Raw genomic sequence first — 12,037 nt, 5'->3', positions numbered from 1 at the left:
ACGGGGGCTGAAGGCGGTGGCCCTGCAAGTGGAAGCTTGGGTGATGGCCTGGAGCGTGGTGGCCCAGCTTCTTGGGCAGGCGGGTCTGCCCATCACCCGGGTGTTGCGGGCGGTGGCGTGAGGTGAGTACGCAGGTGAATATCCGAAAAGGGGGAAACTATTTGAATGTAAACAAGCCCACCTTGACCCTCCCGGCCCCCAAGGGGTAGCCTCGGCTTGGAGGCAACCATGGAGGCACGCTTCTACAGCCAGGGCGAGGACCACTATGCCTTAGACCCGGACCTGAAAGCGGTGCTGGCTACCTTTGCCCCCGGGCTGCCGGAGGAGGAGCTCCACGCCTTCGGCCGTCTGGTGGGGGAGGAGGTGCTGGAGGTGGCCCACCACGTGGACCAGGAGGCCCCGCCCCGCCTCCTCATGCACGACCTGGACGGGAACCGCATAGACCGGGCCCTCCTCTCCCCCGCTCAGGCGCTCCTTTTGGAGAAGCTAAGGCCCATGATCCGCCCCGCCTACGAGGGCCGGGGCTGGCCCCTGCACTACGCCCTGGGCTACCTCCTGGCGGACGGGGGGCTTTACTGCATCCTCACCATCACCCACCAGGTGGCCTACGCCCTCCACAAGTACGCCCCAGAGTGGGAGGGGGTGAAGCGGGAGCTCCTCTACGGCAGGGCCTACGGCGCCACCTGGATGACGGAGATCCAGGGGGGAAGCGACCTGGGAGCCAACCGCACCCTGGCCAGGCGAGAGGGGGAAGCCTACCGTCTTTACGGGGGGGACAAGTACTTCGCCTCCGGAGCCGGCCTGGCGGACTACGCCATCGTCACCGCCCGCCCCGAGGGGGCTCCCCCGGGGCCCAAGGGCCTAGCCCTCTTCCTCCTGCCCCGGGAGGTGGAGGGGCGGCTCAACTTCCGCGTGCGCCGCTTCAAGGAGAAGCTGGCCACCCGGGCCGTGCCCTCGGGGGAGGTGGAGCTGGAAGGAAGCCTGGCCTTTCCCATCGGCCATCTGGAGGAGGGCATCTACTACACCCTGGAAAACCTCACGGTGAGCCGGCTGGCCAACGCGGTGGCCGCTATGGGCATCGCTAAGAAGGCCCACCTGGAAGCCCTCTTCCGCGTGAGGCGGCGCACCGCCTTCGGCAAGCGGCTCTTAGAGCACGACCTCATCCAGCACGACCTCCTCAGGATGCGCCTCCACCAGGTGGGGGGCACGGCCCTGGCCTTCCTGGCCGTGGCCCAGTTTGACCGCGTCTGGCAGGAAAGGCCCCCCTACTCCGAGGGCTACCACCTGGCCCGCCTCCTCTCCCACCTGGCCAAGGGGCGCACCGCCGAACACGGCACCCTCATCACCGCCTTGGCCATGGAGCTTTTCGGAGGGCTCGGCTTCCTGGAGGAGTACGGCGTGGCCCGCTGGCACCGGGAAGCCCTCATCACCCCCATCTGGGAAGGCCCCGCCAACATCCAGGCCCTGGACATGCTGGAGGCCATCGCCAAAAAACGGGCCCATGAGCCCTTCCTGGAAATGCTCTGGCAAAGCCCCGAGGCCCGGCGCCACGCGGAAAAAACCCTGAAGGACCTCCAGGAAGAAGGCCCCTGGTACGCCAAAGAGGCCCTGCGGCGGCTGGCGGACGCCGCCACCCTCTACGCCCTGGAGCGGGTGGAGGCCGAGCCCTTCCCCGCCCTGGCCCGCCTCTACGCCCGGCATTTCCTGGAGGGCCAACCCCTGCCCCCCTCGGCCCAGAGACCCGAGCTCTACGACCCCTGGTGGAGCCGCTCGTAGAGGGGGGCGAGGTCCTCGGGGCGGAAGCGGGCCGTGTAGCCCTTGGGGGGAACGGGCTCCTGGTAGAAGAAGGCGGGGAGGCGGTCGTCCTCGTGGGTGAAGCCGGCCAGGTGGTTGAAGCGGTGCTCCAGGCGCAAGACCGCCTCCCCCAGCTCCGTCCAGAACCTCGGGGTTAGGCCCGTGCCCAAGGCGGCGTTCACGCTCTGGGTGATGAAGTCTACCTGCTTGTTGGTGACGCTTCCCCCGAAAACGCAAAGGCCCAGGGCGTCGTTGGCGGCGGCGTTCACCTGGGCCTGGTAGCTGGCCTCGAGGACCTCCCCCACCCCCATGGCCCGGGTCTCCAGCCGGGGGGCGTTGCCCGCGGTGTGGTCCGCCCCCTGGGCGGTGATCATCATGGTGACCCCCGTGGCCTCCACCACCCGGGGGTCGTAGGCGGAGATGGCCTGGCGCTTGATCACGGGAACCCGGGCCACTCCCAGGGCCTCCCCCAGCCGGGCCGTGCCCTGGGCCAGGAGGCGGGCCTCCTCGTCCGGGGTGTAGAGGGCCTGGAGCCTGGCCTCCATGAAGGCGTAGTCCCCCCAGGGGGCCAGGCCCTTTTCCATGTAGAGGGCCAGGCTAGCCCCGGTCTCAATGGTATCTATGCCCAGGTCGTTGGCCAGGCGGTTAAGGCGGGCCAGCTGGTCGGGGTCCTGCAGGCCGCAGTTGGTGCCCAGAAGGCCAATGGTCTCGTACTCCAGGGGGGAGACCACCTCCTCGCCCCCCTCGTCCACGATGACGTTGGAGCACTGGATCACGCACCCCGGCATGCAGGCGTGGGTGTGCTTCCCCCCCCGGGCCTTGTTGAGAGGGGCGATGTACTGCCCCCCCATGCGGAAGGCCTCCGCGGGCGCCAGGCGCCCCTCGCGGAAGTTGCGCACGGGAAGCCCTCCAAAGGCATTCTGGAAGTCGGCCATGCCCATGGTGCCGATGGCGTTGTAAAACTGCATGACCAGGGGGTCCTCGCGCAGGAGCTGGGCGTAGCGGCGGATGGCCTCCAGAACCTTGGGCTTGTCCGCCACCTCCACCTTGCCCGGCACCTCCAGCACGATGGCCTTGACCCGCTTGGCCCCCATCACCGCCCCCACGCCCCCCCGGGCGGCCAGGCGGGAGGGGCGGCCATCGGTGTCGGAGAAGGCGATACCGGCCAGAAGCCCCCCGTACTCCCCCACGGGGCCCAGAAGGGCGAAGGCGATCCTCCGGCCGTAGGCGGCGAAAAGCCGCTCTGCCGCCTGGAAGTTCCCCAGGCCTAAAAGCCCCTCCGCAGGGTCAAAGAAGACCTCCCCCGTGCGGGTGATGCGGAGGACCACCCACTCCGGGCTCCGCCCCTCCAGCACCAGGTGGGAAAGCCGCATCTGCCCCAGGGCGTAGCCGAAAGTGCCACCGCCATTGGCCTCCTTGATGCCCAGGGTCAGGGGGCTACGGGTGCCCACGCTGGTGCGGTTGGCGTTGGAAAACCCCGTGCCCGCCAGGGGGCCTACGGCGAAGACCAGGGGGTTTTCCGGGGCCAGGGGGTCAAAGCGGTAGGCCTCCCCCTCCAGGAGGAGCTTGGCCGTGCGGTAGCGGCCGCCCATGGCCACCTCCTCGGGGGACACCTCCTGCCAGTAGGCCTTCTTCTCCTTCAGGTCAAGCCGTATAGACCGCCACACCGTCCACCTCCACGCGCACCACCCGCGCCTCTTCCGGGTGGGTAAAGGGGTCTGCCGAGTAGACCACCAGATCTGCCGGGTGCCCAGGCCAGAGGCGCATGGGCGGGAAGCCGCTGGCCTCAGGCTGAGTGTAGAGGAAAAGGGCCCGCTCCAGGGGGAGGCCTCTTCCCAAAAGGGGGAGCCGGGAGGCCGCCACCGCCCCCGCCAGGGGGGAAACCTCCTGCACCACCGGGGCATCCGAGGAAAAGGCCAGGGCCAGCCCGGCCCGTTCCATGCGCCCAAGGTTGTAGCAACGGGCGAGGAAGCCCTCGGGCAGGTAGCGGAGGAAGTTCTCCCGAAGCTCCTTGAGGAAGATGGGCTGGGGAACCGCCCACACCCCCAGGGCCCGGGCCAGGGCCAGCTCCTTAGGACCCGGAAGGCCAAAGTGCTCCAGGCGATGGCGGATGGGCCTGGGGGCCTCCTGGTAGAGCCGGGCGTAGCCCCGGAGGACCTCCCTTATGGCCACATCCCCGATGGCGTGGGTGGCCACGAAGAGGCCCCTCTGGTGGGCCGCAAGGGCCAGTTCAAAGACCTCCTCGGCCCTGAGGCGCAACACCCCCAGCCCCCCCACCCCCTGGTAGGGGCGGCTCACCGCCGCCGAAGCCCCGGAAAGGCCCCCATCGGCAAAGAGCTTGATCCCGGCGATCAAAAGCCGCTCGGAGCGGTAGGGCTCGGGCAGAGGGTAGGTGGTCTCTGCTCCGTCGGGGCGGCGGATGGCCAGCACCGAGACCCTGAGGGGCAGGAGGCCCTCCCGGTCCAAGGAGCGGTAGGCCTCTAGGAGCTCGGGGTCGGCCCCGGCCTCGAGGGCCGAGGTGATGCCCTGGGCCAGGAGGTGCCTGGCTCCCGCCAGCACATACCGCCGGTAGTCGGCCACCGTGCGCCGGGGCAAAACCCGCTCCACTAGGCCGTAAGCCCGCTCCAACAAAAGCCCCTCGGCAAAGCGGACCTCCCCCCCAGGGGGGCTTGGGGTGTCGGGGCCGATCCCCGCCAGGGAAAGGGCCTGGGAGTTGACCGCATGAATATGGGCGCAGGTGCGGGTGAGGAGGACCGGCCGCCCCGGCACCACCCGGTCCAGAAAGGCCCGGTGGGGCCAGCCCCCCAGAAGGGCCTCGTTCCACCCCCGCCCGAGAAGCCAAGTACCCGGGGGAAGAAGCCGGTCCCGCTCCCGCAGCATGCGCTCCAGCTCCTCCAGGGAGCGCACCCCCCGCAGGTCCAGGAGGTCCGTGAGGAGCTGGCCCACCTTCCAGATGTGCACGTGGGCATCGTGGAACCCCGGGAGGACCACCTCCCCCCTGCCCTCCCCCGGCTCCAGCCCCGCCACCCGGCCCTCCCGCACCCAAAGGGCGCGGTAGGGGCGGTAGCGGCCTAGGGCATCGGGCACGAGGACCCGACCCGACACCCGCCTCACCAACCCACCTCCGGGTTGCGCCAGACCACAAAGACCCCGTAGTTCAGGCAGCTAGGGTCCTCCAGGTAATCAGGGATGATGCCGTACACCCGGTAGCCCCGCCTAAGCTGCACGGAGAGCACCGGGTCTTGCAACTCCCCCCGCACCACCCGGTGCACGTACTCCTCTATGGGCATCTCCCGGGCGTGGCGGTGGTATCCCTTGGGCATGCTCCCGGCCACGTGCCCCTTCAGGCCCAGACGGCGCACCAGATTCTGGCGGGCCTGGTAAAGGAGGCGGGAGAGGCCAAGGCCCCGGTACTCGGGCAAGACCCCGATGTCCGCCCCGTAGAGCCAGTCCCCCTCGGGGTCGTGCCGGGTAAGCCAGTTCCCGGCCACCGCCTCTATGTACCGGTGCTGGTAGTGGTGGAAGTCCACGCGGGTGCGAAAGTCGGTGGAGCAGGCCACCACCCTGCCCGTGGCCACCTCCACCACCGCATGCTGTCCCTCGGGGAAGATGCGCATGTGGGAAAGGTAGTGCTCCCGGGTCATGCGCTCTTCCTTGGAAAGGGTGGGGAAGCTTTTCTCCTGGATCTCCTCCAAGACCTCCGCCATGGAAGGCTGGGAGCGCACCACGGCAAAGCGCCCGTCCTCGGACCAGAAGAGGGGTTCAGGCCAGCTTGGCATACACCTCCCGGATGTTCTCGGCCACCACGGAAAGGGCCTCCTCCAGCATGTCTAGGGGGATGTCCAGGGGTGGGAGGAAGCGGAGGGCGTTGGAGTACAGGCCTGCACGGATGGTGATCACGCCCCGCTCGGCGTTGCGCCTGACCAGCTCCAGGACGAACTCCGGCCAGGGCTCTTTGGTCCTGGGGTCCTTGACGAACTCCAAGGCCATCATGGCCCCCAGGCCCCGCACATCCCCCAGGGCGGGGACCGCCTCCTTGAGGGGGGTAAAGACCCGGCGCACCGTAGCCTCTATGAGGGAGGCCCGTTCCATGAAGCCGGGGGAGCGCAGGATGCGGAGGGCCTCGAGGGCCGCCACCGCCGCCAGGGGGTTGCCGCCGTAGGTGCTCCCCACCCCCCCCACGTGGGGAGCGTCCAGCACCTCCGCTCTTCCCGTCACCGCGCTGATGGGCATGCCCGCCCCCAGGCTCTTGGCGGAGACGATGAGGTCGGGCACCACCCCGCTATGCTCTATGGCCCACATCCGGCCGGTGCGCCCCGAACCGGACTGCACCTCATCGGCGATAAGGAGAGCCCCAGTGCGGTCGGCGATCTCCCGGAGCTTGCGCAAGAAGGCGTGGGGCACGGGGATGAACCCCCCTTCCCCCAGGACCGGCTCTATAACGATGGCCGCCAGGGCAGAGCCGTCAATATGGGCCACCAGGGCATTTTCCAGGTTCCAGAGGGACCAGTCCAGGTACTCCTCTTCCGTCATCCCCGGGGGGGTACGGTAGAGGTTGGGCACGGGCAGGCGGTAAACCTCCGGGGCAAAGGGGCCAAAGCCCTTTTTGAAGAGGGCGTACTTGGAGGTCATGGCCATGGTGAGGTTGGTGCGGCCGTGGTAGGCCCCTTCAAAGACCATCACCGCCGCCCTCCCCGTGTAGGCCCGGGCCAGCTTCACCGCGTTCTCCACCGCCTCCGCCCCCCCATTGGCCAGGAGGGTCTTGGCCGGGCCAGGGCCCGGGTAGAGGGCGTTCAGGGCCTCGGCCAAGGCCACGTAGGGCTCGTAGTTGGCCACGATGGCGCACATGTGGATGAGCCGCTCCGCTTGGGCCTGGATGGCCTCCACCACCCTCTCGGGGGTGTGCCCCACCGCCAGGGCCCCGATGCCCCCCGCCAGATCCACGAGGAGGTTGCCGTCCACGTCTTCCACCAAGGCCCCGTGGGCCCTGGCCACAGCGATGGGGTTGGCCTGGGCCAGGCCCCGGGAAACCGCCCGCGCCCTCCTTTCCAAAAGCTCCCGGCTTTTGGGCCCGGGAATCTCGGTTCTAAGCTGGATGTAACCCATACGCCTCCTAACGGCTTTTCACCGCGGTCCAGACCTCGTCGTAGATCCGGTTGTCCTTGCCCAGGTCCAGGATGAACTCCAGGCGCCGCATGGCCTCGGGGCTTGGGTAGATGGCCGGGTTCTTGCGGTCCGCGGGGTTAACGAAGGGCAGGGCGGCCTTGTTGGGCGTGGCGTAACGGTTGTAGTTGGAAAGCTGGGCCCCTACCTTGGGGTCCAGGATGAAGTTGATGAAGCGGTGGGCCGCCTCGGGATTGGGCGCTCTGGCCGGAATCATCATGGAGTCTACCCAGAGGGTGGCCCCCTCCTTGGGGATGGCGAAGTCCACCTTGCCCGGGTTCTCGTCGGCCGCCCGCATGGCGTCCCCGTTGTAGACCACGGCGTAGGCAGCAGCCCCGGCCACCACCCGGTTCTTGCCCCCCACCCCCCCTTCAAAGCCCAGGAAGTAGCGGCTCCGCTTGGCCTGCAGGAGGAGCTGCCCCGCCTGCTGCACCTCCTTGGGATTTTTGGTGTTCACGGAGTAGCCCAGGTACTTGAGGGCATTCCCCAGCATCTCCCGGGAGGAGTCCATGAGGACGAAGGGGGCCTTAGGCTCCTGGAAGAGAACCCCCCAGCTTTCCGGCTTGGCCACCCGGTCCTTGCGGTAGACGATGCCCGTGGTCCCCCACTGGTAGGCGGCGGAGTAGCGGTTGCCCGGGTCAAAGGGGGGGTTTTTGAACTTGTCGTCCAGGTTCTTGAGGTTGGGAATCTTGGCGTGGTCCAGGGGCTGGACCAGCCGGAGCTGGATGAGGGAGGGGACGTAGAAGTCCGAGGGGAAGATGAGGTCGTACTGGCTCACCCCCCCCGCCTGGAGCTTGGCGATCATCTCCTCGTTGGACTCGTAGAGGTCCACCCGCACCTTGTGGCCGTACTGCTTGGTGAAGGCCTCGAGGATGGCGGGGTCTATGTACTCCGACCAGATGAAAAGCCTTAGCTCCTTCTGGGCCAGCCCCAGGGCCAAAAACACCACCAACATCGCCAGTATCCTCATACCGACCTCCTGGTAAGCCGTTCCCCGCCCAGCACCGCCAACACGGTGAGGAGGAAGATCAGGGTGGAAACCGCATGGATCTCCGGGGTGACGCCCCGCCGGGCAGAGGCGTAGATGAGGAGGGGAAGGGTCTGGCTGGTGGGCCCGGCGGTGAAGAAGCTGATGACGAAATCGTCCAGGGAGAGGGTGAAGGCCAGCATGGCCCCGGCCACGATACCCGGGGTCAGAAGGGGCAGGAGCACCCGGCGCAGGTAGACGGGATAGGTGGCGTAGAGGTCGCGGGCAGCCTCGTCCAGCTCCCGGGGCAGGCCCTGCAAGCGGCTCATGACCACCAGGGCCACGAAGGCCACCTGGAAGGTCACGTGCCCCACCACCATGGCAGGAAGCCCGGGCTCAAAGAGGCTGAAGGCCTGGCGCAGGAAGCCGAAGGCCACCACCAAGGCCGCGGCCAGGATCAGGTCCGGGGTGACCACGGGCAGGTAGAGCAGGGTCTCCAAAAAGCCCCGGAAGCGCCGGCCAAAGGGGTGGCGCTCCAGGCCCAGGGCCAAAAGGGTGCCCAGCAGGGTGGCCAGGAGCGTGGAAAGGAGGGCGAGGAGAAAGGTGTTGCGGGTGGCCTCGAGGACGGCCTCGTTCTGCAAGAGGCGCAGGTACCACTCCCAGGTGAAGCCGCCCCAGCCCAGGCCGTGCCGGGTGCGGTTCAGGGAGAAGAGGGCCACCGCCAGCATGGGGAGGTACAACAAGGCCAGGGCCGAGAGAGCCACCGCGCGGGTCATCCAGGACACCCTCACGCCAGCTCCACCTCCTTCCCGTGGCGGCGGTAGAGGCGCAGGGCCAAAAGGGTGAGGAGGACCAAGACCAGGCTCAGGGCCGCCCCATAAGGCCAGTCCCGCATGGTGTAAAAGGCCTGCTGGATGAGGTTCCCCACCAAGAGGTGCTTGGCCCCTCCCAAGAGGTCGGGCACCACGAACATGCCCATGGCGGGGACGAAGGTGAGGATCACCCCCACGGTCAGGCCGGGCAGGGTCTGGGGCAACACCCCGTGGAGGAAGACGCGCCAGGGCCCCCCATAGAGGTCCCGCACCGCCTCCAGGAGGCTTTCGTCCAGCCGCTCCACGCTGGAGTAGAGGGGCAGAACCATGAAGGGCAAGAAGGCGCTCACCATGCCTACGTACACCGCCAGGGTGCTGGGGAAAAGGGCCATTCCGGGCTCCAGGAGGCCCAAGGCCGAGGCCAGCCGGGCAAAGGGCATCTCCGGGGCCAGGAGGAGCTGCCAAGCGTAGGTGCGGATGACGATGTTGGTCCAGAAAGGAATCAGGACCAAAGACAGCCACAGGTAGCGCTGGGCGCGAGGCTTGGAACGGATGAAGAAGGCGATGGGATAGGCCAGGAGCAGGCAGATCAGGGTGGTGACCAGGGCCACCCACAGGGTGCGCAGGAGGGCCAGGAGGTTGTCGGGGCTATAGCCCAGTACGCCAAACCCCAGAAGCCGGCGGTAGTTCTCCCAGGAAAACGTCCAGACCACCTCGCCAAAGGCCCCCCTCTCGGCAAAGGAGAGGGGCAGGAGGACAAGGCCCGGAAGAACCAAAAAGGCCAGGAGCCAAACCATCCCCGGGAGGACCAGAAGGAGTCCCCTCAGGAAGAGGCTCGGGGCCGTGGTCAGCTCCCCGTACCAGACCAGGAGCCTATTCATGGAGGACCACCAGGCCTTTCACGGGTAGGCGCACGAAAATCTCCTGGTCAGGGCTCAGGCGCAAGGCGGTGCGCACCCTCAGGGAAGGTTCCAAAAAGGCTTCCAGGTAGGCCCCACGGTAGATCACCTGCCGCACCCGGGCCGGGACGGAGCCGGGTACGGCATGGAGGTGAACCTCCACCCGCTCGGGCCGCATGGCCAGAAAGCCCCTCTCCCAGGGGACCTCGAGGGCAAAGGTACCCCAGGGGGTCTCCACCCCCCCTTTGCCCCTTCGGGCGGGGATGAGGTTGGCCACCCCCAGAAACTCGGCCACGAAGCGGGTCCTGGGCCTCTCGTAAACCTCCTCTGGCGTGCCCACCTGGAGGATTCTTCCCCCCTCCATGACCCCGATGCGGTCAGAGACCGCCATGGCCTCCTCCTGGTCGTGGGTGACCAGGATGAAGGTGGCCCCCAGGCGCCGTTGCAGGTTCCGAAGTTCCACCTGCACCTCCGCCCGCAACTTGGCGTCCAGGGCGCTCATGGGCTCGTCCAGGAGGAGGACCTCAGGCTCGTTCACCAGGGCCCGGGCCAGGGCCACCCGTTGCTTCTGCCCCCCGGAGAGTTGCTGGGGATAGCGGTGGAGAAGGCCTTCCAGGTGCAAAAGCCCCAGGGCATACTCCACCCGGGCCCGGACCTCGGCCTCGGGGAAACCCCGGCTTCTCAGGCCGAAGGCCACGTTCTCGTAAACCGTCAGGTGGGGAAAGAGGGCGTAGTTCTGGAACACCGTGTTCACCGGGCGCCGGTGGGCAGGGAGGTGGGTCAGGTCCCTCCCGCCAAGCACCACCCGGCCCGCATCGGGCACCTCAAACCCCCCCACGATGCGCAACAGGGTGGTCTTGCCGCACCCCGAAGGACCCAAAAGGGTAAAGAACTCCCCCCGGTGGACCTCCAAGGACACCCCCCGGAGGACCTCCAGCTCGCCGAAGCGCTTGGTGATGCCCTGAAGGCCAAGCCCTCCTGAAGTTGCCCAAAGGCCCTCTGCGCCGTCCGAGCGGAGAAGGCTCCCCTCGCCCGAGGCCCCGCCCCTGCGCCCCAGGCCACCCCTGCGGATCCTCTTCAGGAAGAGCATCCCCCCTCCCCAACGAGCGCAGCCTCCATGGCCTGCTCCAGGCGCCCCAGACCCTCCGCCACCTCCTCCGGGGAAGCGGTAAGGGGCACCAGCACCCGGATCACGTTGCCGTACATCCCGGCCTTGAGAAGGATGAGCCCCCGCTCCCGGGCCGCCTCCAAGACCCCCTGGGCCAGATGGGGAGCGGGCTCCTTGCTCCCGGGGTCGCGGACGAACTCCATGGCCACCATGGGGCCCAGGCCCCGCACCTCACCCACCTGAGGGAAGCGGGCCTGCAGGGCAAGGAGTCCCCGCCACAGGGTCTCCCCCAGGGCCTGGGCCCGCTCCAGCAGGGCGTCCTCCCGAAAAACGTCCAGCACCGCTAGGCCCGCGGCACAGGCCAGGGGGTTGCCGGCGTAGGTGCCCCCAAGCCCCCCCGGCCGCGGGGCGTCCATGACCTCGGCCCGGCCCACCACCCCAGAGAGGGGAAGGCCTGCGGCCACGCTCTTGGCAAAGGTCAGGAGATCGGGAACCACGCCGGCATGCTCCACGGCCCACATGCGGCCCGTGCGGCCAAAGCCCGACTGGATCTCATCGGCGATGAGGAGGATACCGTGGGCCTCCGTGAGGGCCCGTACCGCCTTCAGGTAGGTGGGGGAAAGGGGGATAAACCCCCCCTCCCCGAGAACCGGCTCCAGGATCAGGGCCGCCACCCGCTCGGGATCCACCTGGGTCCGGAAAAGCTCCGCCAGACCCTCCAAGGCCGCCTCCTCGGTAAAGCCCCGGTAGGGGTAGGGCACGGGAGCGTGGTACACCTCCGGGGCGAAGGGGCCGAAGTTCTGCTTGTAGTAGCTGGCCTTGCCCGTGAGGGACATCCCCAGGAGGGTACGGCCGTGGAAGCTGTGGGTGAGGGCCACGATGGCCGGGCGGCCGGTGAAGGCCCGGGCGATCTTGACCGCATTCTCCACCGCCTCCGCCCCGGTGGTGAGGAAGAGGGCCTTCTTGGGAAAGTCCCCAGGGGCCAAAGCGGCCAACCGCTCGGCCAAGCGCACGTAGGGTTCGTAGGGGGTGACCTGGAAGCAGAGGTGGGTGAAGCGCTCCAGCTGGGCCCGCACCGCCTGGAGCACCCGGGGGTGACCGTGGCCCACGTTCATCACCCCGATGCCCCCGGCGAAGTCCAGGTACTCCTTCCCATCCACGTCCCAGAGGCGGGCCCCCTCGGCCCGGGCGATGAAAACCGGATGGGCCTGGGCCACCCCCCGGGGGACGACCCGCTCCCGCAACTGCCAAAGGGCCTGGTTCCGCGACTCCACTAGGGCCACGCTGCCTCCTT

Annotated in this window: 10 protein-coding genes; 1 reads left to right on the top strand and 9 read right to left on the bottom strand. The window is 68.3% G+C overall.

What is annotated here, in order from left to right; translation table 11 throughout:
* Positions 1 to 228 precede the first annotated feature (228 nt).
* Complete coding sequence (locus B128_RS0111305; RefSeq protein WP_018112384.1) at positions 229 to 1,776, top strand: acyl-CoA dehydrogenase family protein; 1,548 nt, start codon at positions 229 to 231, stop codon at positions 1,774 to 1,776.
* On the opposite strand, the gene B128_RS0111300 is transcribed toward B128_RS0111305, so the two are convergent.
* The 9 genes from B128_RS0111300 to gabT are packed head-to-tail and all read right to left on the bottom strand — an operon-like array spanning position 1,749 to position 12,026.
* Positions 1,749 to 3,461, bottom strand: a complete 1,713-nt coding sequence (locus tag B128_RS0111300; protein ID WP_018112383.1) for an aldehyde ferredoxin oxidoreductase C-terminal domain-containing protein — start codon at positions 3,459 to 3,461, stop codon at positions 1,749 to 1,751. The two genes, B128_RS0111305 and B128_RS0111300, sit on opposite strands and share 28 nt — an antisense overlap.
* The gene (locus tag B128_RS0111295; protein ID WP_026175218.1) at positions 3,439 to 4,908 is read right to left on the bottom strand and encodes an amidohydrolase; all 1,470 of its coding nucleotides are present in this window, start codon (positions 4,906 to 4,908) and stop codon (positions 3,439 to 3,441) included. Before B128_RS0111295 ends, B128_RS0111300 begins: the two co-directional genes overlap by 23 nt.
* Positions 4,905 to 5,573 carry a GNAT family N-acetyltransferase gene (locus B128_RS0111290; RefSeq protein ID WP_018112381.1) on the bottom strand — a complete coding sequence of 223 codons (669 nt, stop codon included), beginning with the start codon at positions 5,571 to 5,573 and terminating at the stop codon, positions 4,905 to 4,907. Before B128_RS0111290 ends, B128_RS0111295 begins: the two co-directional genes overlap by 4 nt.
* On the bottom strand, positions 5,557 to 6,900 hold the full coding sequence (locus tag B128_RS0111285) for an aspartate aminotransferase family protein (protein ID WP_018112380.1): 1,344 nt from the start codon (positions 6,898 to 6,900) through the stop codon (positions 5,557 to 5,559). Before B128_RS0111285 ends, B128_RS0111290 begins: the two co-directional genes overlap by 17 nt.
* Positions 6,901 to 6,907: 7 nt before the next feature.
* Positions 6,908 to 7,927: a polyamine ABC transporter substrate-binding protein gene (locus tag B128_RS0111280; RefSeq protein ID WP_026175217.1), complete on the bottom strand. Its 1,020-nt coding sequence runs from the start codon at positions 7,925 to 7,927 to the stop codon at positions 6,908 to 6,910.
* Complete coding sequence (locus tag B128_RS0111275) at positions 7,924 to 8,700, bottom strand: ABC transporter permease (RefSeq protein WP_018112378.1); 777 nt, start codon at positions 8,698 to 8,700, stop codon at positions 7,924 to 7,926. Before B128_RS0111275 ends, B128_RS0111280 begins: the two co-directional genes overlap by 4 nt.
* An 11-nt stretch (positions 8,701 to 8,711) precedes the next feature.
* Positions 8,712 to 9,617, bottom strand: coding sequence for an ABC transporter permease (locus B128_RS0111270; protein WP_018112377.1), 906 nt, complete (start codon positions 9,615 to 9,617; stop codon positions 8,712 to 8,714).
* Positions 9,610 to 10,725 carry an ABC transporter ATP-binding protein gene (locus tag B128_RS0111265; RefSeq protein ID WP_018112376.1) on the bottom strand — a complete coding sequence of 372 codons (1,116 nt, stop codon included), beginning with the start codon at positions 10,723 to 10,725 and terminating at the stop codon, positions 9,610 to 9,612. Before B128_RS0111265 ends, B128_RS0111270 begins: the two co-directional genes overlap by 8 nt.
* A complete protein-coding gene (gabT, locus tag B128_RS0111260; protein WP_018112375.1) occupies positions 10,713 to 12,026 on the bottom strand; it encodes a 4-aminobutyrate--2-oxoglutarate transaminase in 1,314 nt (437 codons plus the stop codon). Before gabT ends, B128_RS0111265 begins: the two co-directional genes overlap by 13 nt.
* Positions 12,027 to 12,037 lie beyond the last annotated feature (11 nt).

This window comes from Thermus igniterrae ATCC 700962 (assembly GCF_000376265.1).
GTDB classification, from domain to species: Bacteria; Deinococcota; Deinococci; order Deinococcales; family Thermaceae; genus Thermus; species Thermus igniterrae.
The sequence above is the reverse complement of the archived record's forward strand: the minus strand, read 5'-3'. Positions and strand labels throughout refer to the sequence as shown.

What these genes read in the sequence shown, in the direction of transcription:
- B128_RS0111305 (WP_018112384.1), top strand. Translation starts at nt 229, where the DNA reads ATGGAGGCACGCTTCTACAGCCAGGGCGAGGACCACTATGCCTTAGAC.
- B128_RS0111290 (WP_018112381.1), bottom strand. Translation starts at nt 5,573, where the DNA reads ATGCCAAGCTGGCCTGAACCCCTCTTCTGGTCCGAGGACGGGCGCTTT.
- B128_RS0111285 (WP_018112380.1), bottom strand. Translation starts at nt 6,900, where the DNA reads ATGGGTTACATCCAGCTTAGAACCGAGATTCCCGGGCCCAAAAGCCGG.
- B128_RS0111280 (WP_026175217.1), bottom strand. Translation starts at nt 7,927, where the DNA reads ATGAGGATACTGGCGATGTTGGTGGTGTTTTTGGCCCTGGGGCTGGCC.
- B128_RS0111275 (WP_018112378.1), bottom strand. Translation starts at nt 8,700, where the DNA reads ATGACCCGCGCGGTGGCTCTCTCGGCCCTGGCCTTGTTGTACCTCCCC.
- B128_RS0111270 (WP_018112377.1), bottom strand. Translation starts at nt 9,617, where the DNA reads ATGAATAGGCTCCTGGTCTGGTACGGGGAGCTGACCACGGCCCCGAGC.
- B128_RS0111265 (WP_018112376.1), bottom strand. Translation starts at nt 10,725, where the DNA reads ATGCTCTTCCTGAAGAGGATCCGCAGGGGTGGCCTGGGGCGCAGGGGC.